Annotated in this window: 23 protein-coding genes; 12 read left to right on the forward strand and 11 right to left on the reverse strand. The window is 71.9% G+C overall.

Annotation, left to right across the window (positions count from 1 at the left end):
- The first annotated feature begins 3 nt into the window (after nucleotides 1-3).
- The gene (gene ggt, locus ACFO0C_RS07410; protein ID WP_378065794.1) at nucleotides 4-1,794 is read left to right on the forward strand and encodes a gamma-glutamyltransferase; all 1,791 of its coding nucleotides are present in this window, start codon (nucleotides 4-6) and stop codon (nucleotides 1,792-1,794) included.
- Nucleotides 1,795-1,851: 57 nt separating this feature from the next.
- Nucleotides 1,852-2,433 (forward strand): hypothetical protein, encoded by a 582-nt coding sequence (locus ACFO0C_RS07415; protein WP_378065795.1) that lies wholly within the window; start codon nucleotides 1,852-1,854, stop codon nucleotides 2,431-2,433.
- A gap of 4 nt (nucleotides 2,434-2,437) precedes the next feature.
- Here the strand turns inward: ACFO0C_RS07415 and ACFO0C_RS07420 are convergent, their stop codons facing one another.
- The 6 genes from ACFO0C_RS07420 to ACFO0C_RS07445 all read right to left on the reverse strand — a co-directional run bounded on the left by ACFO0C_RS07420 (nucleotide 2,438) and on the right by ACFO0C_RS07445 (nucleotide 8,919).
- Nucleotides 2,438-4,588 (reverse strand): ATP-binding protein, encoded by a 2,151-nt coding sequence (locus ACFO0C_RS07420; protein ID WP_378065796.1) that lies wholly within the window; start codon nucleotides 4,586-4,588, stop codon nucleotides 2,438-2,440.
- A 192-nt stretch (nucleotides 4,589-4,780) separates the two neighbouring features.
- On the reverse strand, nucleotides 4,781-5,461 hold the full coding sequence (gene trmB / locus ACFO0C_RS07425; protein WP_378065797.1) for a tRNA (guanosine(46)-N7)-methyltransferase TrmB: 681 nt from the start codon (nucleotides 5,459-5,461) through the stop codon (nucleotides 4,781-4,783).
- Nucleotides 5,462-5,503: 42 nt separating this feature from the next.
- The gene (locus tag ACFO0C_RS07430; protein WP_378065798.1) at nucleotides 5,504-6,484 is read right to left on the reverse strand and encodes a TolB family protein; all 981 of its coding nucleotides are present in this window, start codon (nucleotides 6,482-6,484) and stop codon (nucleotides 5,504-5,506) included.
- Nucleotides 6,485-6,886: 402 nt separating this feature from the next.
- Nucleotides 6,887-7,906: a DMT family transporter gene (locus ACFO0C_RS07435; protein ID WP_378065799.1), complete on the reverse strand. Its 1,020-nt coding sequence runs from the start codon at nucleotides 7,904-7,906 to the stop codon at nucleotides 6,887-6,889.
- A 138-nt stretch (nucleotides 7,907-8,044) separates the two neighbouring features.
- The gene (locus tag ACFO0C_RS07440) at nucleotides 8,045-8,170 is read right to left on the reverse strand and encodes a hypothetical protein (RefSeq protein WP_378065800.1); all 126 of its coding nucleotides are present in this window, start codon (nucleotides 8,168-8,170) and stop codon (nucleotides 8,045-8,047) included.
- A gap of 134 nt (nucleotides 8,171-8,304) precedes the next feature.
- Entirely contained in the window at nucleotides 8,305-8,919 is a 615-nt protein-coding gene (locus ACFO0C_RS07445) for a hypothetical protein (RefSeq protein ID WP_378066076.1), read from the reverse strand.
- 251 nt (nucleotides 8,920-9,170) lie between these two features.
- On the opposite strand from ACFO0C_RS07445, the gene ACFO0C_RS07450 reads away from it, so the two are divergent.
- From ACFO0C_RS07450 to ACFO0C_RS07460, 3 genes are read left to right on the forward strand one after another with little or no spacing between them, the layout of a single operon-like run.
- Nucleotides 9,171-9,590 carry a GNAT family N-acetyltransferase gene (locus ACFO0C_RS07450; protein WP_378065801.1) on the forward strand — a complete coding sequence of 140 codons (420 nt, stop codon included), beginning with the start codon at nucleotides 9,171-9,173 and terminating at the stop codon, nucleotides 9,588-9,590.
- Between the two features lie 4 nt (nucleotides 9,591-9,594).
- Nucleotides 9,595-10,380: a class I SAM-dependent methyltransferase gene (locus ACFO0C_RS07455; protein WP_378065802.1), complete on the forward strand. Its 786-nt coding sequence runs from the start codon at nucleotides 9,595-9,597 to the stop codon at nucleotides 10,378-10,380.
- Between the two features lie 48 nt (nucleotides 10,381-10,428).
- Nucleotides 10,429-11,172: an alpha/beta hydrolase gene (locus ACFO0C_RS07460; RefSeq protein ID WP_378065803.1), complete on the forward strand. Its 744-nt coding sequence runs from the start codon at nucleotides 10,429-10,431 to the stop codon at nucleotides 11,170-11,172.
- On the opposite strand, the gene ACFO0C_RS07465 is transcribed toward ACFO0C_RS07460, so the two are convergent.
- Both ACFO0C_RS07465 and ACFO0C_RS07470 read right to left on the reverse strand, forming a co-directional pair.
- Nucleotides 11,162-12,079 carry a hypothetical protein gene (locus tag ACFO0C_RS07465; protein ID WP_378065804.1) on the reverse strand — a complete coding sequence of 306 codons (918 nt, stop codon included), beginning with the start codon at nucleotides 12,077-12,079 and terminating at the stop codon, nucleotides 11,162-11,164. The two genes, ACFO0C_RS07460 and ACFO0C_RS07465, sit on opposite strands and share 11 nt — an antisense overlap.
- A gap of 66 nt (nucleotides 12,080-12,145) precedes the next feature.
- Nucleotides 12,146-13,051, reverse strand: coding sequence for a proteasome assembly chaperone family protein (locus ACFO0C_RS07470; protein ID WP_378065805.1), 906 nt, complete (start codon nucleotides 13,049-13,051; stop codon nucleotides 12,146-12,148).
- Nucleotides 13,052-13,290: 239 nt separating this feature from the next.
- Here ACFO0C_RS07470 and ACFO0C_RS07475 point away from each other — a divergent pair, with 239 nt between their 5' ends.
- Genes ACFO0C_RS07475 through ACFO0C_RS07495 form a run of 5 tightly spaced genes read left to right on the forward strand, consistent with a single transcriptional unit; the run spans nucleotide 13,291 to nucleotide 17,340 of the window.
- On the forward strand, nucleotides 13,291-13,896 hold the full coding sequence (locus ACFO0C_RS07475) for an EcsC family protein (RefSeq protein WP_378066077.1): 606 nt from the start codon (nucleotides 13,291-13,293) through the stop codon (nucleotides 13,894-13,896).
- Between the two features lie 31 nt (nucleotides 13,897-13,927).
- On the forward strand, nucleotides 13,928-14,536 hold the full coding sequence (locus ACFO0C_RS07480; RefSeq protein WP_378065806.1) for a fibronectin type III domain-containing protein: 609 nt from the start codon (nucleotides 13,928-13,930) through the stop codon (nucleotides 14,534-14,536).
- Between the two features lie 34 nt (nucleotides 14,537-14,570).
- On the forward strand, nucleotides 14,571-16,145 hold the full coding sequence (locus tag ACFO0C_RS07485; RefSeq protein ID WP_378065807.1) for a Na+/H+ antiporter: 1,575 nt from the start codon (nucleotides 14,571-14,573) through the stop codon (nucleotides 16,143-16,145).
- Nucleotides 16,142-16,405, forward strand: coding sequence for a UBP-type zinc finger domain-containing protein (locus tag ACFO0C_RS07490; protein WP_378065808.1), 264 nt, complete (start codon nucleotides 16,142-16,144; stop codon nucleotides 16,403-16,405). Before ACFO0C_RS07485 ends, ACFO0C_RS07490 begins: the two co-directional genes overlap by 4 nt.
- On the forward strand, nucleotides 16,402-17,340 hold the full coding sequence (locus ACFO0C_RS07495) for a ketopantoate reductase family protein (RefSeq protein WP_378065809.1): 939 nt from the start codon (nucleotides 16,402-16,404) through the stop codon (nucleotides 17,338-17,340). Before ACFO0C_RS07490 ends, ACFO0C_RS07495 begins: the two co-directional genes overlap by 4 nt.
- 314 nt (nucleotides 17,341-17,654) lie before the next feature.
- On the opposite strand, the gene ACFO0C_RS07500 is transcribed toward ACFO0C_RS07495, so the two are convergent.
- From ACFO0C_RS07500 to ACFO0C_RS07510, 3 genes are read right to left on the reverse strand one after another with little or no spacing between them, the layout of a single operon-like run.
- Entirely contained in the window at nucleotides 17,655-18,911 is a 1,257-nt protein-coding gene (locus ACFO0C_RS07500) for a glycosyltransferase family 4 protein (RefSeq protein WP_378065810.1), read from the reverse strand.
- Entirely contained in the window at nucleotides 18,908-19,078 is a 171-nt protein-coding gene (locus ACFO0C_RS07505; RefSeq protein ID WP_378065811.1) for a hypothetical protein, read from the reverse strand. The genes ACFO0C_RS07500 and ACFO0C_RS07505 overlap by 4 nt, the downstream gene beginning before the upstream one ends.
- Nucleotides 19,075-20,922: an amylo-alpha-1,6-glucosidase gene (locus ACFO0C_RS07510; protein WP_378065812.1), complete on the reverse strand. Its 1,848-nt coding sequence runs from the start codon at nucleotides 20,920-20,922 to the stop codon at nucleotides 19,075-19,077. Before ACFO0C_RS07510 ends, ACFO0C_RS07505 begins: the two co-directional genes overlap by 4 nt.
- 204 nt (nucleotides 20,923-21,126) lie before the next feature.
- Here ACFO0C_RS07510 and glgX point away from each other — a divergent pair, with 204 nt between their 5' ends.
- Nucleotides 21,127-23,238 carry a glycogen debranching protein GlgX gene (gene glgX / locus ACFO0C_RS07515; protein WP_378065813.1) on the forward strand — a complete coding sequence of 704 codons (2,112 nt, stop codon included), beginning with the start codon at nucleotides 21,127-21,129 and terminating at the stop codon, nucleotides 23,236-23,238.
- Nucleotides 23,238-24,347 (forward strand): alpha-amylase family glycosyl hydrolase (locus ACFO0C_RS07520; protein ID WP_378065814.1); only part of this gene is annotated, 1,110 nt, incomplete at its 3' end. The genes glgX and ACFO0C_RS07520, both read left to right, overlap by 1 nt.

Raw genomic sequence — 24,347 nt, forward strand, 5'->3', positions numbered from 1 at the left:
CCGATGCGGTTCCTGCCCGCGCTGACAGCACTGTCACTGACCACCCTGGGGTTCGTGGCCGCCTCCCCACCGGCCTTCGCGGCGGCCGCCGTCAAGGAGCCGACCGCCACCGGGTACGGGGGAGCGGTCGCCACCGTCGACGCCGACGCCACCGCCATCGGGCTGGACGTGCTGCGCCGTGGCGGCAACGCGGTGGACGCCGCGGTCGCCACCGCGGCCGCGCTCGGCGTGACCGAACCGTTCTCGGCCGGCATCGGCGGTGGCGGCTTCTTCGTGTACTTCGACGCGCGGACCGGCCGGGTCTCCACCATCGACGGCCGGGAGACCGCACCGGCGAGCGCCACCGACCGGTACTTCATCGATCCGGCCGACGGCCTCGCCTACGACTTCACCGAGGCCCGGGTCAGTGGCCTCTCCGCCGGTACCCCGGGCACCCTCGCCACCTGGGAGGAGGCCCTCGACCGCTGGGGCACCCGCTCGCTGGCGTCCTCGCTCCAGCCGGCCGCACGCCTCGCCGACCGCGGCTTCACCGTCGACGCCACGTTCCGCCAGCAGGTCGCCGACAACGCCGCCGCGTTCGGGCAGTTCACGTCGAGCCGGGAGCTCTACCTGCCGGGCGGGGCGCCACCGGCCGTCGGATCGGTCCAGCGCAACCCGGACCTGGCCGACACCTACCGGCTGATCGCACGGAAGGGCACCGGGGTCTTCTACCGCGGGGCCGTCGCCGGCGACATCGTCGACACGATCCAGCACCCGCCGGTCGCCGCCGACCCGTGGAGCACGTGGGCCTACCCGATCCGGCCCGGCGTGCTCACCCGGGCCGACCTGGCCGGCTACCGGCTCCGGTTCCCGGCGCCGACCCGGTCGGACTACCGCGGGCTCACCGTCTACGGCATGTCCGCGCCGTCCAGCGGCGGCGTCGCGGTCGGCGAGGCGCTCAACATCATCGAGGCGGGGCTGCCCACCTCGGCGACCACGACCGACAAGCTGCACCACTACCTGGAGGCGACGGCCCTCGCCTTCGCCGACCGGAATCGGTACGTGGGGGCGTACACCGAGCCCTCGGTCCTGCAGAAGTTGATCTCAGATCCCTGGGCCGGGCAGCGGGCCTGCCTCATCGACCGCACGAAGGCCCTGGTCAAGCCGGTCGCACCGGGTGACCTGAACGGCTCCGGATGCGCCACGACTGCCACCGGCCGGCCGGTCGAGGAGGGGCAGAGCACCACGAACCTGACCGTCGCCGACCGCTGGGGCAACGTCGTCGAGTACACCTTCACCATCGAGGCGACCGGCGGGAACACGATGGTCGTGCCCGGCCGCGGGTTCGTCCTCAACAACGAGCTGACCGACTTCAACTTCGCGCCCACCCAGGGCGACGCCCCCGATCCCAATCTGCCCGGGCCGGGTAAGCGGCCGCGCAGTTCGATGTCACCGACCATCGTCCTCAAGGACGGCAAGCCGTTCCTCGCGCTCGGTTCGCCCGGCGGCGCCACCATCATCACCACCGTCACCCAGCTGCTGCTCAACCGCCTCGACCTGGGCATGACCCTGCCCGAGGCGATGGCCGCGCCGCGCGCCTCCCAGCGCAACAGCGCCGGGATCCAGGCCGAGGCCGCGTTCCGCCTCCGGTACGGTCCGGCGCTCACGCCGCTCGGGCACACCTTCGGTGCCGACGCCCCCGAACTCGGCGCGGCCACCGCCATCGAATTCACCCGGGGCGGCCGTCTGATCGCCTCGTCCGAGCCCGTTCGCCGAGGTGGCGGGGCCGCCGGAGTGGTACACCCGGCACGCTGAATCTTTGCGACTCCCCGATCGGTCGGCCATCATGGTCCGGTCGATCGGGGAGAGGCAATGAGTTTCGAGACCAAACCACCGCACGAGGGCAACCTGGAGACCTTCGGCCTGGCCACCCGCCGGGTGATCCGTTTCAGCATCGCCTTCCTGGTGGTCCTGCTGCTCTCTGCGGGCCTCGTGCTGGGCGGCGTCACCGCCGTGCAGAACGCGGCCGACCCGACCGAGGTCCTGTCGAGCGCCCCGCTGCTGCTCACGATCATGATCCTCGGCTTCGTGACCTTCGTCAGCATGATCGGCCTGCTGGCGTCGACGATCGTCTGGATCGTCAGCGCGCACAAGGTGTCACCCACCGGCCCGGGCGCGGCCGGGTACGGCGGGCTGTTCGTCACCCTGCTGCTGATCAGCCTCAGCTACATCCTGCCGCTGACGTTGCTGGCCCAGGCCGGCTTCCGGATCGGGGCGTGGCTCGCCCTGGTCGCCGGGGTGGTCGCCGCCCGCGGCCGGATCCGCCGGGAGACCGGCCGGGCCGACCTCGGCGGGCGGCCCCGCACGATCCTGCAGAGCGACGACTGGGACGCCTCGAAATGGGACCCGGAGGTCCAGCGCGACATCGACCGCCGCGGCCGCCCCACCGAGTAGTCGTCTAGCGCGCCTCCAGGGGCAGTTTGACCAGCACCGTCGTTCCCGCCTCGCCGCCGGTCAGCTCGATGCTCCCGTGATGCTTCTCCACCACGGCGCGACTCAGCGTCAGGCCCAGCCCGCTGCCCGGCAGCACCCGATCGTGGCCGCGGGCGGTCCGGAAGTGGCCGGTGAACAGTTGCTCCCGCTCGGCCCGCGGCACGTCGCCGGCGGCGTCCGACACCGACAGTTCGGCCGCCCGCCCCGTGCTGCGCAGCGACACCGCCACATGACCGCCGTCCGGGCTGAACCGGACCGCGCTGCCCAGCAGGTTCTCCACGATGTGCCGCAGCCGGTCCCGGTCGCCCGGCACGATCAACTCGCCCGGCAGGTCGGCGTCGATCACCACGGGCGCCCCGTCGATGGCGACCCGCGCCCGGTCCACCACCTCACGGACGACAGCGGCAAGATCCATGGGGGTACGGCGTACGTCAGCATGCCCGGCGTCCAGCGCCGACAGCTCCAGCAGCTCGTTGATGATCTCCCGGAGCTGGTTGGTGTTGCGCTCGATCACCGCGATCAGACGCGGGCCGTCCCGGACCAGGCCCGGCTCGTCCGCCTCACGCAGCAGCTCCGTGTAGGCGCTGATCGACGTCAGCGGGGTGCGCAGCTCGTGCCCGATCAGCGCCAGATACTCGTTCTTGCTCCGGGTCAGCTGCCGCTGCAGGTCCTCCACCCGGCGCCGCTCCACGAACTGCCCCAGATGCGCGGCGATCCCCGACATCAGCGGGACGAGTTCGTCCTCCGGATCCTCCACCGCGTCGGCGAACACGGTCAGCACCCCGATCGGGCCGGTGCCGTCGTGCACCGGGATCGCCAGCGCCGTGTGCAGGCGGTCGGCCGACGTGTCCGGGGAGATCAGGCTCTGCGGGCGGCCCACGTCGCGGATCCACAACGGTTTGTCCACCTGCCATGCCCGGCCGGCCAGGCCCTGGCCGTACGCCAGCCGCTCCGGTACGGGAATACTCGACGGCCAGCCCGGGGTGCTCCAGCGCGCCGCCGCCCGGATCGTCCCGTCGTCGACCATCCACAGTTCGGCGTGCACCCAGTCCAGGGTCGCGACCACCGCCTCCAGCACCCGTGGCCCGGCCGCCTCGATGCTCGGCGCCTCCGCCAGCGCCGTGGTCACCGCCAGCTCACAACTGCGGAACCGTTCCGCCCGCCGCTGCCGGGTCACGTCCTGCACCGCCTGTACTGCCCCGACCACCCGGCCGTCCAGCCCGCGGATCGGCTGCGCGTCCATCAGGAAGAACCTGGTCCGGCGGCTCCGCCCGTGCGCGGCCACCGGCTGGTCACGGACCCGCTCCCCGCGCAGCGCCCGGAACAGGCCCAGCTCGTCGCGCCCCAGCGGCACCCCCGAACTGTCGGCCAGCCCCGTCACGTCCTCGACCGCCGAATCCCCCCACAGCCGGCGCATCCGCTCGTTGACGAACACCACCCGGCCGTCGGCGTCACACGCGGCCACCCCGTCGTGCAGGCTGTCCAGCACCGCGTCCAGAAACCGGTGCTGCTGCTCCAGTTCGTGCCGGGCCAACTGCTCACCGATCAGCAGTGTCGCCACATCGGCGGCCTCCGCCACCGCGGCCACCTGCTCGGGCGTCCAATCCCGGGGCCGGTGGTCGTAGGCGCAGCACACGCCCAGCACCATGCCCCTCCGATCGTGCACCGGATAGCCCAGGTAGGCGCCGCCACCGTCCCGCAGCGTTCCCGCCGGCACCCGGTCGTCGGCCGCCGCGTCCGGCACCACGAGCACGTCGCCGGTGCGCGCCACGATCCCGCCGAGCGAATGCTCCAGGTCGGTGTGGTTCACCTCGTCCCAGTCGGCGGCGAGACCCCAGCTGCCGTACAGCCGCAACGTCTCACCCTCGACGAACTGGACACAGGCGCTCGGAGCGCCCGCCGCCCGGGCCGTCAACGCTGCCAGCTGGTCGGCGGATCCGCTGGTCAGAACCCCGCGATGCGGCGGGTGCCCGAGAAATCCGGCGGCCGCCGGCGAGCGTGGGAGCTCGTCGACGGCCGTCCCCCCGTAAGGCTCGGCCGTGGGCTCGGGAGACGCGGCTTCCACCGCGTGCGCCCGTCCGGACCGCCCGGCATCGCCGGGGCCTTCTCGCCGCATGGCCGACCTCCACCTCAAGCCTAGATGCGCGAAAGGGCTAAAACCGGCAAATGTCGCGGCGCGCGTCCTCGGCCCCTTCGTAGCGAGGCGGTTGCGATCCACCTCACACCCTGAGAGTCGGCCACCAACCCGCGAGCCTTTGCCCTGCGCGTGAGGGTGCGGAGCGACGGCCCGGGTGACGGCCGGCCGGGGTCAGCGGCGTTCGTACCGCAGATCGGTGATCGGGCGGCCCGCCGCGGTGCCGCGCCGCTCGAACTTCGTCTCCGGGCGCCCGTGCGGCGAAGCCGGAAGACGCAGCAGGCCCGGATCCGCGTCCAGCGTCTCCGCCATCGCCTCGGCGTAGTCCGGCCAGTCGGTCGCGCAGTGCAGCACCCCACCCGGACGCAGCCGCTCGCGCAGCAGCGCCACGTTCGACGGCTGGATCAGCCGGCGCTTGTGATGGCGCGCCTTCGGCCACGGATCGGGGAAGAACACGTGCACGGCGTCGAGGCTGCCCGGCGCGATCCGGTGGGCCAGTTCCATCGCGTCACCGCGGGCGACACGGACGTTGTCGAGCCGCCGCTCGCCGGTGAGCGCCAGCAGGTTGCCGATCCCGGGCGTGTGCACCTCGACCCCGAGATAGCCCCGGCCCGGGTCGGCCGCGGCCATCGCCGCCGTCGCGTCACCCATCCCGAAACCGATCTCCAGGACCACCGGTATCTCCCGGCCGAACAACGTCACCAGATCCAGCGGCGTACGGTCCCCGTCGACCACCGTCAGTCCGAGGCGGGGCCACAGCGCCGCGTGGGCGTCCGCGTGACGGCTGCTCATCCGCCCACGGCGTGGATGGAACGTACGGATGGGCCGGGCTGCTGCTGCTTCGGTCTCACTCATGGCGCGCCAACGATAGAACCCGCCCCCGTCCCGGCGGAAATCTCAGCGCGGCAGAGGCTGGACACTCGGCTGGGAACCGGACCGCAGCAGGGTACGGCCACCGCCCGCCAGCCCCAGCAGGGTCAGCCACGAGCCGCCGTTGTTCCGGCTGGTCACCACCGCGCGACCGGCGTCGACGTAGGCGAGTTCCCGGTCCAGCGCGCCACCGACGGTCCGTTTCGTGCCGGTGGCCGTGTCGTACTCGACCAGATGGACCGGCTTGTTCCCGGCAGCCGTCTCACCCCCCTGGTAGGCGGTCCAGGAGAGCTTCGCCCCGTCCGGGCGCCAGCTCGGCACCACCGCGAAACCCCGGTTCTGGGTGCCGCCACCCCCGTAGGCGTCGACGGTCTGCTCCGCCCCGGTCGCGACCGTCCCGATCGTCAGGCAGGCGTCATACGTCGACTCGCAGTCCCCGCCCCGGAACGCCACCCGGGACCCGTCCGGTGACCAGGCCACCGCGTCGTCGTACCGGAGCCGCTCCCGCAGCGATCCGGTCGCCGGGCCGGCCGTCGTCTCCGCCGGGAGGTCCTCGCCCCGGCAGTCCCGGGGGAAGAGCACCTCCGGCTGCCCGTCGGCCGCCGTCGCCGGGATCCGGTACACGCCCGGTCCACCCGTGCACGACAGGGAGGCGAACGCGATCCACTTCCCGTCCGGCGACCACGACGCCCCACCCGCCGGCCGTGTGCTGAGACGGCGCTGCCCGGCGCCGTCAGCGTTCATGACCCAGACCTGACCTTTCTTCAGTACGGCCAGCCGGCGCCCGTCCGCGGACCAGCGTGGCCGGGCGTACCCGCCTCCGGTGGTCAGCCGCCGCTCGGTCGCCCCACTGCTGACGTAGACGTCACCGTCCCGCACGTACGCCACCAGACTCGGCAGCCCCGTCACCGGTGCCGCCGCGGCGCCCGTCCCCGGAACCAGCGAGCCACCCAGGCCCACCGCCGCCGCCAGCGTCACACTTCCCGCCACCTGCCCGAACTTCCCCATGGCCGAACGCCCCCCAGGTCCCGCCTGCCACCTACACCAGGAGTCATCGTCCGCAACCGCCCTGCACCTAAGCCGTTCCCGCAACGCAACCCATCCACCCTGTCGCCTGGCCGGATCTTGACCGCTCTGCCACCGTTCTCGGTGCGTCTGGTTCCCGGTGGTCTCGAGTTTCGCCATGTTGCCGATCCAGGCGGAGGCCTGTTGCAGCATCAGGAGCTGGCCGGGCCTTCGCGGCCGGCGTCCAGCGCTGAATCGGCACTGCGCAGACAGCGCTGGACGCCGGCCGGACCGGAAACCGCGCCGACGACCGTGAAGTCACCACACCGCGGGCTTGATCCAGGCATGCCCGCCCGCACGACGGCGAAACTCGCGCAGTGGTCGAATGGCCAAGATCGGCCCAGGTCAGCCTCGTGCCGGTGCGGCTGTCGGCTCGCCCTCGCCGGAGAGGTCCGGCGTGCCGGCCGGGTCGGCGGGAAGCGGATCCGGCTTCCCGCCCGCACCCAGGTAGAGCGTGGCCACCGCCCCGAGCAGCAGCAACCCGCCGGCGATCGTGGCCACGCCGAGCGGCTCGTCGATGAGCAGCACGGCGAGCAGGGCGGCGGTGAGCGGTTCGAGGAGGGTGACCACCACGGCGACGCTGCCGGAGATCCGGCGGAGACCGGTGTAGAACAGCGCATATGCCAGGGCGGTCGTGATCGCGCCCGCATAGACCAGCAGGGCGATCGGTCCGGGCTGCGGGGTGAAGGCCAGCCCCTCGGCGGCGGCGAGCGGAAGGATCGAGACCGCCCCGATCGCGCACGACAAGGTGGTGAGCGTGAGCGGTTCCACGCCCTGGGTGGTGTGCCGGCTGATCGCGGTGGACACGGCGTAGACGATGCCCGAACCGATGGCGGCCAGCAGCCCGAGCCCGGCGGCGGTGGACGCCCCGGGTTCGACGGTGGCGCCGCCGATCAGGATCAGGCCGCCGATGGCCGCGGCAGAGGCGGCCAGGGTCGCGGCACCGGGCCGTCGCCGGGTGCGCAGCGTCTCCCAGGCACTCAGCAGCACGGGCGCGATACCGAGGCTGACCACGGTCGCGATGCTGACACCGCCGAGCCGCACCGCCACGAAGTAGAGCCCCTGATAGGAGGCGAGCCCGACACCGGCGGCGATGATCGCGACCGGTGCGGACCGGAAGGCGGCCCAGATCCGGCGCCGAGCCGGGAACCCGATGAGCAACATGACCACGGCGGCGACGGCGAGCCGGTAGAACCCGATGGCCAGCGCCCCGAGCCCGGTCTGCTCGGCGACGACCTGGACGACGACACCGGCGGTACCCCAGAGGATCCCGGCGGCGGACACCTGCAGCAGGCTGAGCCGGGCCCCGGCCGCCGCGGACGAGAAGAAGGACGAAAAGGCCCCAGAGAAGTACGAGGTGAACACGTGCGCTCCGAAAGGAAGAGTGAGTCGTCAGAGAACGGCGACGGAGCGCACAGCAGAGAAACCGGTCAGCCGTGGCTGACTCGGCGTGGCAGCGCTCCGCTCAGGAGCGCGGCGGCGGAAGAACGCCGGGAAAGGGACTCACGCGACGCAGCCTAGCCGCTCCCCGCCCCAGCCTGTCCACAGGGCGACGAGCACCACACCCACCCACGAGCCGTGCCGTCCGGGCATGCCGCGCCGTCCGGGCATGCCGCGCCGTCCGGGCATGCCGCGCCACCCGCGCCGCGAAGGCTGGGTGGTGCGGGGTGATGGACGGCCGCGGGTGGGCTGTGGCCTCGGGGACGGGTGGTGGCCGGGCACGCCGAGTGGCGCGTGCCCGGCCGGGCGGGCGGGAAGGGTGGTCAGGCGGCCGGGGAAGCGGTGGCGGCCCACATCGCTGTGAAAGCCGCCGCCTCGCCGGCCAGCCAGCTCTCGACGTCAGCCGGGCGGGCCGACGTGTCGAAGCGGTGGGCGACGCCGCGGCGCAGGTCGACCAGGACCGGCTCGGCGTTGGGCAGGATCTGGTCCATGTGGCGGGCCATCAGGTGGAGCATCGCCATCGCGGCCTCGCGGCTCGGCGGCTCCTCGTCGAAGTGGATCCGGACGGCCTCGCGCCGGCCGTCGTCGTAGCGCAGGCCGAAGTGCGGATTGATCTTCACAGCCAGAGGGCCGACCGTGGCGATGGCGTCGCGGGTCTGCGCGAGATTGACCTGCTCCGGGTCGCCGAGCGAGGCCAGGTAGGTGCGGGCGCCGGCTTGCAACGCCCCATACAGCGGCTTCCATCGGTCCTTCACCACGTCGACCACGCCGCCGAGGTAGCTGCCGCCGGTGCGGAACGCGATGTCCGCCTTCAGAGCCTTCACCAGCTGGCCGTGCGGGTTGAAACCGCTGCGCCGCTCACGCTGCTTGCGCAGGCCGCCGACGAACGTGGCCTTGGCCGGACCGGTGCGCGACACGTAGCGGGTGAAGCCGAGCATCGTCGCATAGGGAGGGATCACGGGCACGGGGGTGGTGGTCGGGATCGTCACGTCGTCTCCTCGCTCGCACTGCGGAAAAACGGGCCGGACCGGGCCTCCGAAGGCCTGAAGATCCGCAGCTCAGGTCCCCTCTTTCGTACATACATTCTAATCGACGGGTACGACATTCCCAACGCGAAAACAGCTCAGCGCGGGTGCGGCTCGTCGCGGGCGAGATCGATCAAGTGGGTGTCGCGGATAGACTCCGGCTGGTGATCGTGCGGATGGCTGAGCCGGCCGACGTGCCGGTGCTCGCGGAGCTGCGGGATATCGATGAGGACGACCTTCCGGCGTACGCCGCATGGGTCTCCGCCCACGCCGGGACCCACCTGCCGTTCGTCGCCGAGATCGATGGCCGCGTGGTCGGCTGTGCGTGGCTTCTCGTCGCCGAGCGGGTGCCCGGCAACGGCGCGATGGACCGCCGGTACGGCGACATCCAGTCGGTCATGGTCCGAGCGGAGCACCGTGGTCAGGGCATCGGCGCCGCGCTGATGGAGGCGATCCTGGTCGAGGCGCGCATTCGTGGCCTGCTGCACGTGACCGTCCATTCGGGCCGCCGTGCCGTCGACTTCTACCTGCGCAACGGATTCGAGCACCACCGTCAGCTGCTGCTGTGGGAACCGGCATCCTGAGGGTATGGCGACGAGCGATCAGGAACGGGTCCGGCGGGTACGCGAGCGGCTGACCGAGGACGGTCCCGAGTGGACGAGGGGTCCGGAGCTGGACTTCGCCACGGTGACACTGCCGGAACGAGACTGCGACCTGCTGCGGGATCTGCTGATGGCCGAGCGCGCCAGGACCGTGGTGGAGGTGGGACTCGCCTACGGCAGTTCGGCGCTGGCGATCGGTGAGGCGTTGACGATCGGTGAGGCGTTGACGGCCGGTGAGGCGTTGGCGGCCGGTGAGGCGGCGACGGGATCCGCGAGCCCGAGACATGTGCTGATCGACCCGTTCCAGCGCGACGCGTACCACGATGTGGGTTGGAATCTCCTGACCCGCGCGGGCCTGGACCGGATCGCGGAGCTGATCCGGGAGCCCTCCTCCCAGGCGCTTCCGCGCCTGCTGGCCGAAGGCCTGGTCGCCGATGCCGCGTTCGTCGACGGCAGCCACCGGTTCCACGAGGTCTTCGTCGACCTCTACTACCTCCGCAAGATCGTCAAGCCGGGCGGCCTGATCGTCCTCGACGACGACTGGGCGCCCTCGATCCGGACGGCCGTCCGCTACTACGAGCGCAACCTGGGCTGGACCGTCATCCCCGACGCGTTCGCCGGGGGGACGAGGGTCGCCGAGGGCGTCACCACCGGCGACCAGATGACCCGCAGTTCCGGCACCGTCGCCGGGAACCCGCGCTGCCGCGCGATCCGGCTGCCGGCCGAGCGTTTCGAGCCGGCGTTCGACGACTTCCGGCAGTTCATCGAGTGAACCGCGGTCCGGTGCGACCGGGCCCCCACCGGAGCGGAGAATGGAATCATGGCACTGGTCCGCTGTGACTTCTGGTCCGAGGCGCTGGAGATGAGCACCTCGATGACGGTGATCCTGCCCGGTGGGGACGCGGTGGATCCGCCGCCGGTGGTCTATCTGCTGCACGGGCTGACCGACGACCACACCGCGTGGACCCGGTTCAGTTCGGTCGAGCGGTATGCCGAGGATGTGGGCGTCGCCGTGGTCATGCCGTCGGTGGACCGGAGTTTCTACGCCAACGAGGCGTACGGGATGAGGTTCTGGGATTTCCTGTCGGCGGAGCTGCCGGAGCGGGTCGGGCAGTTCTTCCGGGTGTCGTCGCACCGCGAGGACACGTTCGTGGCCGGGTTGTCGATGGGTGGCTACGGGGCGATGAAGTGGGCCCTGCGGGAGCCGGAGCGGTTCGCCGCGGCCGCCGCGTTGTCCGGGGCGCTCGATCTGGCGTACATCCAGGAACATGATCGTCGCCCGTACATCCGTGCCCTGGTCGCCAGGGTCTTCGCCGACCGGATCGTCGCCGGCGGCGACGAGGACCTGATGCACCTGATCCGGGTCGCCGAGCCGTCGTCGCTGCCGCGGCTGATGCTGCGCTGCGGCAACGACGACCACCTGGTGGCGCAGAACCGCCGGTTCGTGGCGGCCTGCACGACCGCCGGCGTCGAGGTGGACGCGGGTTTCGAGCCGGGCGACCACACCTGGGACTTCTGGGACCGTCAGCTTCCAGGTGTGCTCGCCTGGCTGCTCAAGAGGTGATGGTCACCGGCACCGGCAGACCCTGGGTGACCTCGAGGACGGCCCGTTCGCCCAGGGGCGCGGCGAGCTCGACCGAGGCTGTCCGCGGGTGGCCGATCGCGGTGCACGACTCGCCCTCGGCGTGGTGTCTCTCCAGGATGTAGACGACGACGGCGGTGTCCGCCTCGACGGCCACGGCGGTGTAGTCGATGCCGCACGGCTCCGAGGCGTCCCGCGGCGCGCCGGTGAAGCCGGCGGTCAGATTCCGGCCGCCGACGGTGGTGCCGGCCGAGGTGATCGCGAGGCCGGCCGGGCTGTTGTAGGGGTCCCACGACGGCGGCGTGACCTGCACCGTGCCGGATCCCCCGGCGGCCGGCCGGGTGATCCGCACCCGCGAGCCCTTGACCGTGAACTCCCAGGCCGGGACGGTCGCGGGCCCGCGGGTCGTCTCCACCCGGGTAGTGCCGAGCCGGGCGCCGGTGATCTCCAGTGGGACGCAGCCGGGGCACTCCACCCAGCCGGCGGTGATCCGGCCGAGCGCGTCCTCCGCGGAGAGGAGCGGCACCGTCTCCCGCACGCCGCCCTCCCAGACCACCTCGCCGCGGGCCTCCGGCGCAACGGGCAGCCGGCCGATGATGGTCAGGTGCCCGTTGCCGAGGGACATCTTGGCGTTGGCGGCCAGGGCCGGCTCCCAGTCGCCGATCTGACCGGTGAGCGGGCCGACCGGGACGAAACGTGGCGCGCCACCGGCGGCCTCGACGGCCCGGTCCCAGCGCTGGAGCGCCTCCCGGGCCTGTTTCTGCAGGCGGGCCGTCTCCTCCGCCCGGGGCTCGCCCGCCGGCGCGGCCTCCGATGCCGCCTCTGATGGAACCGCGCCCGGCTCGACCGGCTGGGCCGGGCCGGGGCCGCACCCGCCCAGAAGGGCCACCAACAGGATCCATGTTCCCCGTCGCATCATCCGGCTTGGACGCGGCCGGCGGGAACCCTGGTTCCGCTAGTTGTCGTCGCGGCTCTGCTCGGCCAGGAAGCGCTCCAGTTCGGCGCCGAGCTCCTCGGCCGTGGGCAGCGGGGTGTCCGAGTCTGCGAGCAGGTTGCCCTGGCGGCCACGCAGGAACGCGTCGTACTGCGCCTCCAGCGAGGTGACCAGCCGACCCGCCTGCTCGTCGTCGGCGACCTGCTTGTCCACCTCGTCCCGGACCGCCTTGGCCGCCTCGCGCAGGCCACCGGTCGGCAGGGCCAGGCCGGTGGTCTGCGACACCGAGTCGAGCAGCACCTCGGCGGCGGCCGGGTAGCCGGTCTGCGCCAGGTAGTGCGGGACGTGCGCCGCGTAGCCCAGCGCGTCACGCCCGGACTGGCCGAGGCGGAACTCGAGGAGGTTGCCGACGCTGGCCGGCACCTGGACCCGCTGGAGCCACGACTCGTGCTCGCCGAGCAGACGCTTGTCGGTGGCGTGGGCGGTGACGCCGACCGGGCGGGTGTGCGGCACGGCCATCGGGATCGCGTTGAGACCGACGGTGACGCTGACGCCGAGCCGGTCGATCAAGCCGGTCACCGCGGCGATGAACCGCTCCCACTGCAGGTCCGGCTCGGGGCCGGCCAGGAGCAGGAACGGGCTGCCCAGCTGGTCCTTGACCAGGTGCAGGGCGAGGCTGGGCTCCTCGTAGCTCTCGAAGTGGTCGGCCACGAAGATCATCGGAGGGCGCCGGGAGCGGTAGTCGAGCAGCTGGTCCAGGTCGAACGTGGCGACGACCTCGCTCTCCAGGTGCTCCAGCAGATTCTCCCTGGCCAGCTGGATCGCGGTGCCGGCGTCGACGAAACCGGTCAGCGCCTGGATGAGCACCGGGCCGTCCAGAGCCGGCAGCTCGCCGGTCACCTCGTAGAGCCCGTGGGGGTCGAGCACGCTGGGAACCTCCGTGAGAGCGGCGCCCGCCGACGCGGGCCTGTTCCGGCGGTAACAGCCGGCCGCCGGCGTTCATTCCGGCACGTTCCCATCATTACGCACCGGAGCGCCGTGCCGGTGACGTGCACGCACCACGCACAATGGGATGCAGATCCACTTCCCCGTCCCCCTCGGAGTGATCTTTGAATCAACAGCAGGCAGCAGAGACCGTCGCCCCGTCCAGCACGCTGTGGGCCCGGATGAAGGCCGACCCGCAGTACGCTCCCGAGCATCTCGCCCTCGACGCGGTCCGCCGGCTGGGCCCGGAGGCCGCCGGCTGGAACGCCCGGCTCCTCCAGGAGCGCCCCGAACTCGACGCCGACGGCCGGGCCAATCTCGCGATCAAGCACTTCACCACGCTGGCCCGGGTGTCCGGGGCGGTATCCGGTGCGGCCGGGCTGCCCGGCGCCGTCCTCGACGTCGGTGTCCTCGCCTGGACCCAGTCCCGTCTCGTCCTGCACGTGGCCGCGGCCTACGGCGCCGACCCGGTCGCCCCCGAGCGCGCCACCGACCTGCTGGTGCTCCAGCGGGTGCACAAGGTGGCCGAGACCGCGCGGACGGCGCTCGGGGTCGCGGCCGGGCGGGAACGCGCCAGCCGGATCTTCACCGGGGACTCCGGGCGCCCGCTCGCCGGGGTGCTGGTGAAACTCGGTGTGAAACTGGCGCAGATGGCCGGTGTGCGCGCCGCCAAACGGATGTTCGCCAAAATGGTCCCGGGCGCCGGCATCATCCTCGGCACGTGGGTCAACTCGGCGGCCACCAAGGATCTGGCGAAACGTGCGCGGGAGCATTACCGCAAGCCCTAAGGTTCCGCCGCGCCGACCCGAAGCACCTGACGTGCTGGGATATCGGAAGTCCGCCGTCGCCCTGTCCGCCGTCGTGCTGCCGCTGCTGCTCGTGGGCTGCTCCTCGTCCTCGTCCTCGTCGTCGACCCGGCCGGGCGACGAGGGGACCGCCGGCGCGGGCCGCAACTGGATCGTCGTCGACGAGGGCAATCCCACCCCGTCACCGACCACCCCGGTCGGCAAGGCGTCACCGACCCCGTCGACGACCCTGCCACCGCTGCCCAGCGGCAGCGCCTCGCCGACGGCGACACCGAGCAGCACCTGCACGCCGATGCAGCGGATCAAGACGATCGACGGCCTGGCCGTGACGCCGGGCACCACCAGCGCCGTGGTCACCTGGTACCACCCGGGAGGCGGCAACATCGTCGACTACCGGGTCACGGCCAGCAACCAGGACCTGGTCAGCGGCGCGCAGAAGGAGGTCGGGTGGACCCGCAGCGCGCCGACCAAGTGCGGTGACGTCAGCGCCACCATCACCGGGCTGGACCCGCAGACGCCGTACGTCTTCTCCGTCGACGTGGTGCTGACCCGGGACAACTTCAGCCTGGAGGGCACCTACACCCGGACGATCGCGCGATCCGGGGTGGTCAGCACCACGTAGGGGACTGTCACAGGGAGTCTCTAAGCTTCCCGGCATGGAGACGATCGTCGACACTGTCGTTCTGGTGACGATCGCCGTCGTCGGCGCGGCACTCGCCCGCCGGCTGGGGTTCGTCGCGCCGCTGGTGCTGCTGGTCGCCGGGCTCGGGCTGTCCTTCGTGCCCGGGTTCCCGGAGGCGCACCTCGACCACGAGCTGGTGCTGATCGGGATCCTGCCACCGCTGCTCTACGTGGCGGCGCTGCAGACCTCGGTGCCCGCGTTCCGGCTCGCGCTGCGGCCGATCCTGCTGCTCGCGGTGGGCCTCGTGGTGCTCACCGCGATGGTGGTGGGCCTCCTCGTCCATCTGCTGCTCCCCGCTGTGCCGCTGGCCGCATGCGTCGCGCTGGGGGCGATCGTCGCCCCGCCGGACGCGGTCTCCGCGACCGCCATCGCCCGCCGGGTGGGCCTGCCACGCCGCGTCGTGACGATCCTCGAGGGCGAGAGCCTGCTCAACGACGCGACCGCCCTGGTCATGGTGCGGGTGGCGACCGGTGCGCTGGCCGGCACGGCGATCGGCTTCTGGGACATCACCGTCCGGGTGACGCTCACGGCCGGGGGCGGCCTGCTGATCGGCCTGGCGTTCGCGGCGGCCATGGCCTGGCTGCACCGCAAGATCGAGGATCCGCTGCTCGACGACGCGGTGGCGCTGCTCACCCCGTTCGTCGTGGTGATCATCGCGGAGAAACTGCACACCTCCAGCGTGGTGGCGGTGGTGATCGCCGGCCTCTACCTCGGGCACCGCATCCCCTACCTGCTGTCGCCCACCTCACGTCTGCAGATGGACGCGGTCTGGCGCCTGATCAACTTCCTGCTGGAGGGCGTGGTCTTCCTCCTGGTCGGCCTCCAGCTCCGCCAGGTGATCAGCACCATCGAGACCAGCGTCACCACCACCGTGCAGGTCACCGCCGTGGTGTTCGGCGCGCTGCTGCTGATCCGCTTCCTGTGGATGTATCCGGCGACCTACCTGGCCCGGCTCGTCCCCCGGATCCGCAACCGGGAGCCACGACCACCCGTCACCGTGCCGACCGTGATCGCCTGGGCCGGCATGCGCGGCGTGGTCACCCTGGCGGCCGCGCAGACCCTGCCACCACCCGGCGCCGACAACGTGCCCGACTACCCCCGCGAGCTGCTGATCTTCGTGGCGTTCGCGGTGATCGTGCTGACCCTGCTGGTCCAGGGCACGACGTTGCCCTGGCTGGCCCGCCGCCTCGGCGTCCGCGAGGACAACAGCGCCCCGGACGCGCTGGCCGAGGCCGGGGTGCAGCACGCGGCCGGCCGGGCCGCCCTCGAAGCGCTGGAGGAGCACGCCGACGGCGCGCCCCCGACGGTGGTGGACAGGCTGCGCGGCCTGGTCGAGAGCCGCGGCAACAACGCCTGGGAGCGGCTCGGCAGTCAGGACCGGGAAACCCCGTCGGCCGCGTACGGCCGGCTGCGCCGCGAGATGATCAGAGCCGAACGCCACGTTTTCAAGATCGCCCGCAACGAGGGGCGGATCCCGGAGGAGGTCCTGGTCCGCGCCCAGCGCGAGCTCGACCTCGAAGAGTCCCAGCTGCAACGGAGTGACGATTGACCTGTCAGCATCTGAAGGAGACGACCGAGCCGGTGCCGCTCACCGCCTACGCGGACGGTTGCCCGCAGTGCCTGGCCATCGGCAACCATAACTGGGTGCACCTGCGCCTGTGCCTGACATGCGGGCTGGTGGCCTGCTGCGACTCGTCGCCGGGCCGGCACATGTCGGAGCACCACGCCACCGCCGGACATCCCGTGATGCGCTCGTTCGAGCCGGGCGAGGCGTGGCGGTGGTGCTACGAGGACGAGCAGCTCGGATGAGGATCCTGGTGGTCGGCGCGGGCGCGACCGGCGGCTACTTCGGCGGCCGTCTCGCGCAGGCCGGGCGGGACGTGACGTTCCTGGTCCGGCCCGCGCGGGCGGCCCACCTCGCCGAGCACGGCCTCCGGATCAAGAGCCCCGACGGCGAGAGCTCGTTGCGGCCGCACACCGTCACCGAGCCCGACGGGCATTACGACCTGGTGCTGGTCGCGGTCAAGAGCTACTCGCTGGAGACCGCACTCGCCGACCTGACCCCCGCCGTCGGCCCGCGCACGGTCGTGATCCCGCTGCTCAACGGCATCCGGCACATCGAGTCGCTGGTGCGCCGGTTCAGCGTGGACCGGGCGTGGGGCGGCGTCTGCATGATCCACGCGACGCTCGACGAGGCCGGCGACGTGCACCAGATGAGCACCCTGCACCGCCTCTCCTTCGGCCCTCTCGATTCGCTTGCCGCGGCGGCTGATCCGGTCGGTGGCGGTGAGGCCGACGAGCGTCTGGCCGCAGTCGCCGAGGCGCTCACCGGTGCCGGCTTCGACGCGCGGGTCTCGACCACGATCGTCCAGGAACTCTGGGACAAATGGGTCCTTCTCGCCACTCTCGGTGCGGCCACGACGCTGATGCGCGGCTCGATCGGAGCGATCAACAAGGCGCCCGGCGGCAGCGGGTTCCTGCACGCGCTCGCCGCCGAGACGTCCGCGGTCGCGGCCGCCGCCGGCCACCCGATTCGCGGCAAGGCGGCGGCGATGCTCGAGGCGACCATCGTGACGACCGAGCCGACGACCTCGTCGATGTACCGCGACCTCGTCCAGGGCCTCCCGGTCGAGAGCGGCGCGATCGTCGGCGACATGGTCGCCGAGGCGACAAAACACGAGGTCAGCGTGCCGTTGCTGGCCGCGGCCCACACCGGGTTGGCGGTCTATTCAGCAAACCTCTGATCTTGTACGGCTACGCGAACCCTGCCTGCGTGGATCGCGAGGCAGGCGACTCCTCCGGACCGCGACGCGCCCGCCGGGCTGAAGCGGTCCGGAGGCGTTACCTCGCCGGGCTGATGCGGCCGGGTCGACATGCCGCCGGGCTGATGCGGCCGGGTAGGCACGCCGCCGGGCTGATGCGGCCGGGGTGAGACGCGGCCGGGTCATGGTTTGCCGTGGGGGCGAGGCGAGTTCGCGGGCCGTCGCCCGGACACCTCAGAGGCCGCTCTTGAGGTGTCCGGGCGACGGCCCGCGAACGCCATCGGCGGGACAGGTGGTCAGCCTGCCGGGTGAGGGGTTGTGGGGGCGGGGATGCGGGAGAGGAGTTGCTCGGCCTCGCGGGAGACCCGGTCGGCGTCGGTGGCGCGGGCGGAGTCGTAGACGGCCGCGGTGCGGGTGGCGATGGCCGGCCAGTTGAAGTCGGCGCGGACACGTTCGCGGGCCCGCAGTGCCAGGGAGCGGGCGTAGTCGCGGTCGCCGAGTACCCAGCCGGTCGCCTCGGCCAGTGCGGCCGGGTCGCCAGGGGTGAACTTCACGCCGGTCACGCCGTGTTCGATGATCTCCTCCAGGCCGCCGGTGCCCGCGGCGGCGACCGGGGTTCCGGCGGCGGCCGCCTCCAGCGCGACCATGCCGAACGGCTCGTAGATGCTCGGCACCACGTAGCAGTCGGAGGCGCCCATCAGGGCGGTCAGCTCGTGGCCGCCCAGGAAACCGGTGAAGCTCACCTCGGGGGCCGACGCCGCCAGGGTCTCCAGCTCGGCGCGGTGCGGGCCGTCGCCGGCGATCACCACGCGCAGGCCGGGGAACCGGGAGCGTAAGGCGGGGACGGCCTCGATCAGATGCTGCACGCCCTTCTCGTAGACGAGCCGGCCGGCGTAGCTGACCAGGGGACCGTCGTCGCCGGCGTAGCGGGAGCGGGCGGCCGCCACCGCACGGGGACGGACCCGCCAGCGCAGGGCGTCGACACCGTTGGGGACCACGTCGACCCGGTCGGCCGAGGTTGCGAAGAGGCGGCCGATCTCGCGTTTCATGTAGCCGGAGCAGACGATGACGCGTACCGCCTCGGTGGTGAGCCAGCGTTCGACGTCGTCGATGGTGCGGTTGTGGGCGGCCGGCAGGTAACCCTGGTGACGGCCGGACTCGGTGGCGTGGATCGTGGCGACCAGCGGCACGTCGAGGTGTTCGCGCAGCGTGACCGCGGTGTGGGCGACCAGCCAGTCGTGGGCGTGGACCACGTCGAAGCCGCCGGTACGGGCGGCGTGCAGAGCGGCCCGGGTGAGCGTGTGGTTGAACGCGACCGCCCACGCCAGCAGGTCGCCGCCGGCGGTGTCGAAGGCCGGCGGGTCGTCGGGGGCGCGGACCACCCGGACGCCCTCGGTGTACTCCTCGAGCAGCGCGCCCGGGCTGTGCCGGGTGACGACGGTGACCTCGTGACCGGCCCTGGCCAGGGTGGTGGCGAGCGCGTGCACGTGCCGCCCGAGCCCGCCGACGAGCAGCGGCGGGTACTCCCACGACAACATCAGGACCCGGCTCATGCCGCGACCACCGGAAAGGAGCGGGCCAGCAGAAACGCCGCCGGAGAGGCGGCGGCGAGGGCCGCTGGAGAGGTGAACGCGGGGGGTGCCGGGGAAGCGGCGGCGAGGGGCGGGAGCGGGGCCGCGGTGGAGGAGACGGGGTGGGGTGTGGGTGGGGTGGCGGTCATGCCAGGTACCTCTGCTTGATCCGTAGGGCCTCGGCGACCGAGCGGGCGGAGAACGGGACGCCGGTGGCGTGGTGTGGGGCGTCACCGTCGGCGGTTTCGCCGAGGGAGCCGACGCCGGCCTCGGACAGGTGGGCGTCCAGGGCGTCCAGCAGGCCGTCGACGGGGCGGCCGGTGGCGGCGCACGCGTCGGCGTACGGGCCGATCAGCCACGTCCACACCGGGCCCTGGTGATGGGCCATGTCCGGGTCGGCGGGGCGGTGCGGCTGGTAGCCGTACTCGCCGGGGGCCAGGGTGCGCGGGCCCAGCGGGGTCAGCAGGGACTCGCCGACGGCGCGGACGGCGGCCGACGGGCGGCCGCGCATCGGGCCGTACGGCAGTGACCAGGCCAGCAACTGGTGGGGCCGCAGTGACGGGTCGTCGTGGTGCGTGCCGGCGCCGAGCGGGTAGGCCGCCGCCGGTCCTTCGATCACGTCGTACAGCCAGCCCTCGGGTGCCGGGAACCGGGCCGTGAACGACGCCAGCGCCCGGGCGTGCCGGGCCCGCGGCTCGGTGTCGTCGTGGCCGCCCTCGCCGAGCAGCTCGCACATGGCGGCCAGCGCGTTCACCCAGAGCGCGTTGAGTTCGACGGGTTTGCCGACCCGGGGTGTCTCGGGGCTGGGCGAGCCGAGCCGGATCAGCCCGTCGGCGGGGTCGATGCTGAGCGGCCCGGAACCGCCCAGGTGGTGGCGTAGTACCCGGCCCAGCGGGGCGACCAGTTTGACGGCGAGGGCGCTGTCCCCGGTCCGGGCGACGTGCCGGTCGACGGCGTGGACCAGCCACAACGGGCCGTCGAGGGCGTCGTGCCGCAGCCATGGGGCGTCGGGGGTGCGCAGCTCGCCGGCGGCCGCTCGGGTGCGGGCGATCAGCAGCTCACGCCCCTCGTCGATGCGGCCGGTGTCGAGGAACAGCCCCTCGTAGGCGGTCATCGTGTCGGCCGGCCAGCGGCCCTGGCCGGGGTATCCGGCCACGACGTCCGGACCGTCGGCGGCACGGACGATGAACCTGTCCGCCGCGATCGCGAGCGTCTGGCCGTACCCCTCCGTCTTGGAGAGGGCGACCAGCCGATGGGCCCGCTCGCGCTCCGCGGCGATGACGGCGGGCGGTGGTGGCGGGGTCTCGCCGAGAGGGCCCGCCCACGCGGAGATCTCGCACGCGCCGCCGGGTCCCGCCTGCCGGAAGAAGGTGCCGGCGTGCCAGAGGTCCTCGTCGATGTCGGTGCGGACGCCGAGGTGCCACGATCCGGCGGGCTGCCATCCGGGGCCGTGCAGCCGGTAGGCGCCGTCGAGGATCACGCCGCCGGAGACGGGTTCGACGGTGAGGCCGGGGCCGTCGGCGCGGCGCGTGGTGTGCGTGGTGCGCCAGGTGCACATCGCGGCGACGGCGAGACCGACCGGGCCGGGCGCGCTGAGCACGCGGTGGACGACGGCGACCGACGGATGGCCGTGCCGCATGGCCAGCTCGCGCTCGATGACGACGTCGCCGATCCGCCACCGCCAGCGGGGCAGGCCGTCGTCGAGGGTGAAGGTCTCCAGGTGGTGGTGGCCGGACGGCTCGATCGACCCGGACGACCAGGCGTGCGTGTACAGCGGGATCTTGGCACCGGACGGCAGGGTGACGGTGAGGTCGAGCGAGGCCAGCGCGACGTGGCCGGAGACCGTGAGGAGGGCGTGCTCGCGGCGGGTGCGCAGACCACTGACCGTGCCGCCGGCCCAGCCGCCGAGACCGTCGGTGACCAGCCATTCCCGGCCACGGCCACCATCGGTGGTGAGGGAGCCGCAGACCTGCGGTCCGAAGGTGATCGGCACGGTGCCTCGAATACTCGATGTGATACCCGCCAAACCCCCGGACGGGGAGATATCGGCGACTAACCGGACAGTCGGGCCGACGTTAGCAGTGAAGTCCGCGAGAATGACCGCAGACGCGGCCGGGCAGGGTTAGCCGGTCCCACGGATGGGCATGGAATTCGCCCGCCGGCCCGCGATGAGGACGGCCGAGGGTAGGAGCACGGTATGCAGGTCTGGCCTGGTCACCGGTACCCGTTGGGTGCCACCTACGACGGGACGGGCACGAATTTCGCGATCTTCTCCGAGGTGGCCGAGGCGGTCGAGCTGTGCCTGTTCGACCCGTCCGGCAACGAGCGGAAGGTGTTGCTGCACGAGCAGGACGCATTCGTCTGGCACGCCTATCTGCCGGGGGTCGAGCCCGGCCAGCGGTACGGCTACCGCGTCTACGGCCCGTACGAGCCGCACCGCGGGCTCCGCTGCAATCCGCACAAACTGCTCCTGGACCCGTATGCGCGGGCCGTCGACTCGGATGTCGACTGGCATCCGTCGCTCTACGCCTACGACTTCGACAACCCGGATCAGATGTCGGAGCTGGACTCGGGGCCGTACATGCCCAAGGGCGTGGTGGTGAACCCGTACTTCGACTGGGGCAACGACCGCCGGCCGGACATCCCGTACCACCACTCGGTGATCTACGAGACGCACGTCAAGGGGCTCACCCAGCGGCACCCGGAGATCCCCCGGGACATGCGCGGCACCTACTCGGCGATCGGCCACCCGGCGATCATCGAGCACCTGAAGAGCCTGGGCATCACCGCTGTCGAGCTCATGCCGGTGCACTCGTTCGTGCACGACAACCGGCTGCACGACCTGGGGCTGCGCAACTACTGGGGCTACAACACGCTGAGCTTCTTCGCGCCGTACCACGGCTATTCGTCGACCGGCACCCTCGGCCAGCAGACCCAGGAGTTCCGGGGCATGGTCAAGGCGCTGCACGCGGCCGGCATGGAGGTCATCCTCGACGTCGTCTACAACCACACGGCCGAGGGCAACCACCTGGGCCCGACGCTGTCGCTGAAGGGGATCGACAACCGGACCTACTACCGGCTGGTGGATGATCAACCCCAGTTCTACATGGATTACACGGGTACGGGTAACAGCCTGAACGTGCGCAGCCCGCAGAGCCTCCAGCTGATCATGGACTCGTTGCGGTACTGGGTGACCGAGATGCACGTGGACGGGTTCCGTTTCGATCTGGCGTCGACGCTGGCCCGGGAGTTCTATGACGTCGACCGGCTGTCCACGTTCTTCGAGGTGGTGCAGCAGGACCCGATCGTCGGCCAGGTGAAGCTGATCGCCGAGCCGTGGGACGTCGGGCCCGGCGGTTACCAGGTCGGCAACTTCCCGCCCAACTGGACCGAGTGGAACGGCAAGTACCGGGACACGGTCCGTGACTTCTGGCGCGGGGAGCCGGCCACCCTGGCCGAGTTCGCGTCCCGGATCACCGGCTCGGCCGACCTCTACCAGGACGACGGGCGCAAACCGTTCCACTCGATCAACTTCGTGACGGCGCACGACGGGTTCACCCTCAACGACCTGGTGACGTACAACGACAAGCACAACGACGCCAACGGCGAGGAGAACCGGGACGGCGAGAGCCACAACCGGTCGTGGAACTGCGGCATCGAGGGCCCGTCCACCGACCCGCAGGTGCTGGTGCTGCGGGCCCGGCAGCGGCGCAACTTCCTGGCCACGCTGATGCTCAGCCAGGGCGTGCCGATGATCTCGCACGGTGACGAGCTGGGCCGCACCCAGCAGGGCAACAACAACGCGTACTGCCAGGACAGCGAGATCGCCTGGATCGACTGGGAGAACGCCGACGAGCAGCTGCTGGAGTTCTCCCGCAAGCTGATCGCGTTCCGTCACCGGCACCAGGTCTTCCAGCGCCGCCGGTTCTTCACCGGGCTGCCGGTGACCGCCCGCGGCGGTGGCGACCCGCTGCCCGACCTGGAGTGGTTCACCCCGGACGGACGGCAGATGGCCGGTGACGACTGGGGCAACGACTTCGGCCGGGCGGTGGCGCTCTTCGTCAACGGCGAGGGCATCCGCGAGCGCGGCCAGTACGGCCAGCGGCACGTGGACAGCTCGTTCCTGCTCTTCTTCAACGCGCACGACGCGCCCCTGGAGTTCACCACGCCTCCCACCGAATACGGGGAGAAGTGGGAGAGAGTCATCGAAACCGCCGACCCGGCTCCGGATCGCCCGTCCGTCGTGGAGGCCGGACACAAGATCTGGGTGCCGGACCGGTCCCTCATCGTTCTCGACAGGACGGTCTGATGCGCCCGACCAGTACGTATCGAGTCCAGGTCCGCCCCGAGTTCCCACTGAGCAGCACCGCCGAGATAGTCGACTACCTGGCCGACCTGGGGGTGAGTCACCTCTACTCGGCGCCGCTGCTGTCCGCGGCACCGGACTCGCAGCACGGTTACGACGTGGTGGACCATTCGCAGGTCAGCCCGGCGCTGGGTGGCGCGGAGGGCCTCGCGGCCTTGAAGAGTGCGCTCGACCAGGCGAATCTCGGCCTCGTCGTCGACATCGTCCCCAACCATGCCGGTGTGGGGGCCGCGGCTGAGAACCCCACCTGGTGGGACGTCCTGAAGAACGGCCAGAAATCGGACTTCGCCGGACACTACGACGTCGACTGGTCGCGCGGGAGGATCCTCCTGCCCGTCCTGGCCGACAACGCTGACGCCCTCGACGACCTGCGGATCGAGGACGGCGAGCTCCGCTACTTCGACAAGCGCTACCCGATCGCCGACGGCACCGGCGACGGCACCCCCCGCGAGGTCCACGACCGCCAGCACTACGAGCTGGTCAACTGGACCCGCGGCGACCGGGAGATCAACTACCGCCGGTTCTTCGCCATCACCGACCTGGCCGGCCTGCGCGTCGAGGACCCCGAGGTCTTCGCCGCCACCCATGCCGAGATCCTGCGCTGGTACAACGAGGGCCTGGCCGACGGCATCCGGGTCGACCACCCGGACGGCCTGCGCAACCCCGGCGAGTACTTCAACCGGCTCCGCGACGCCGCCCCGGACGCCTGGATCGTGGTCGAGAAGATCCTCGAACCGGGGGAGCGGCTGCCCGCCTGGCCGGTCGCCGGCACCACCGGCTACGACGCGATGGCCGAGGTCAACGGCGTCTTCGTCGACCCGGCCACGGAGGCCTTCTTCAACACCCTCGACCACCACCTGACCGGTACGACCACGTCCTGGCAGGACCTGGTGCACGACGCCAAGTACCGGGTGGCGACCGAGGTCCTGGCCGCCGAGCTGGGGCGGCTCGTGGCGCTCGTACCCGAGATCGAGGCCGCGCCCACCGCCCTGGCCGAGCTCGCCGCCTGTTTTCCGGTCTACCGCTCCTATCTGCCGGCCGGCAGCCGGGAC

Origin of the sequence: Actinoplanes subglobosus (assembly GCF_042650585.1) — a bacterium.
Lineage (GTDB): Bacteria > Actinomycetota > Actinomycetes > Mycobacteriales > Micromonosporaceae > Actinoplanes > Actinoplanes subglobosus.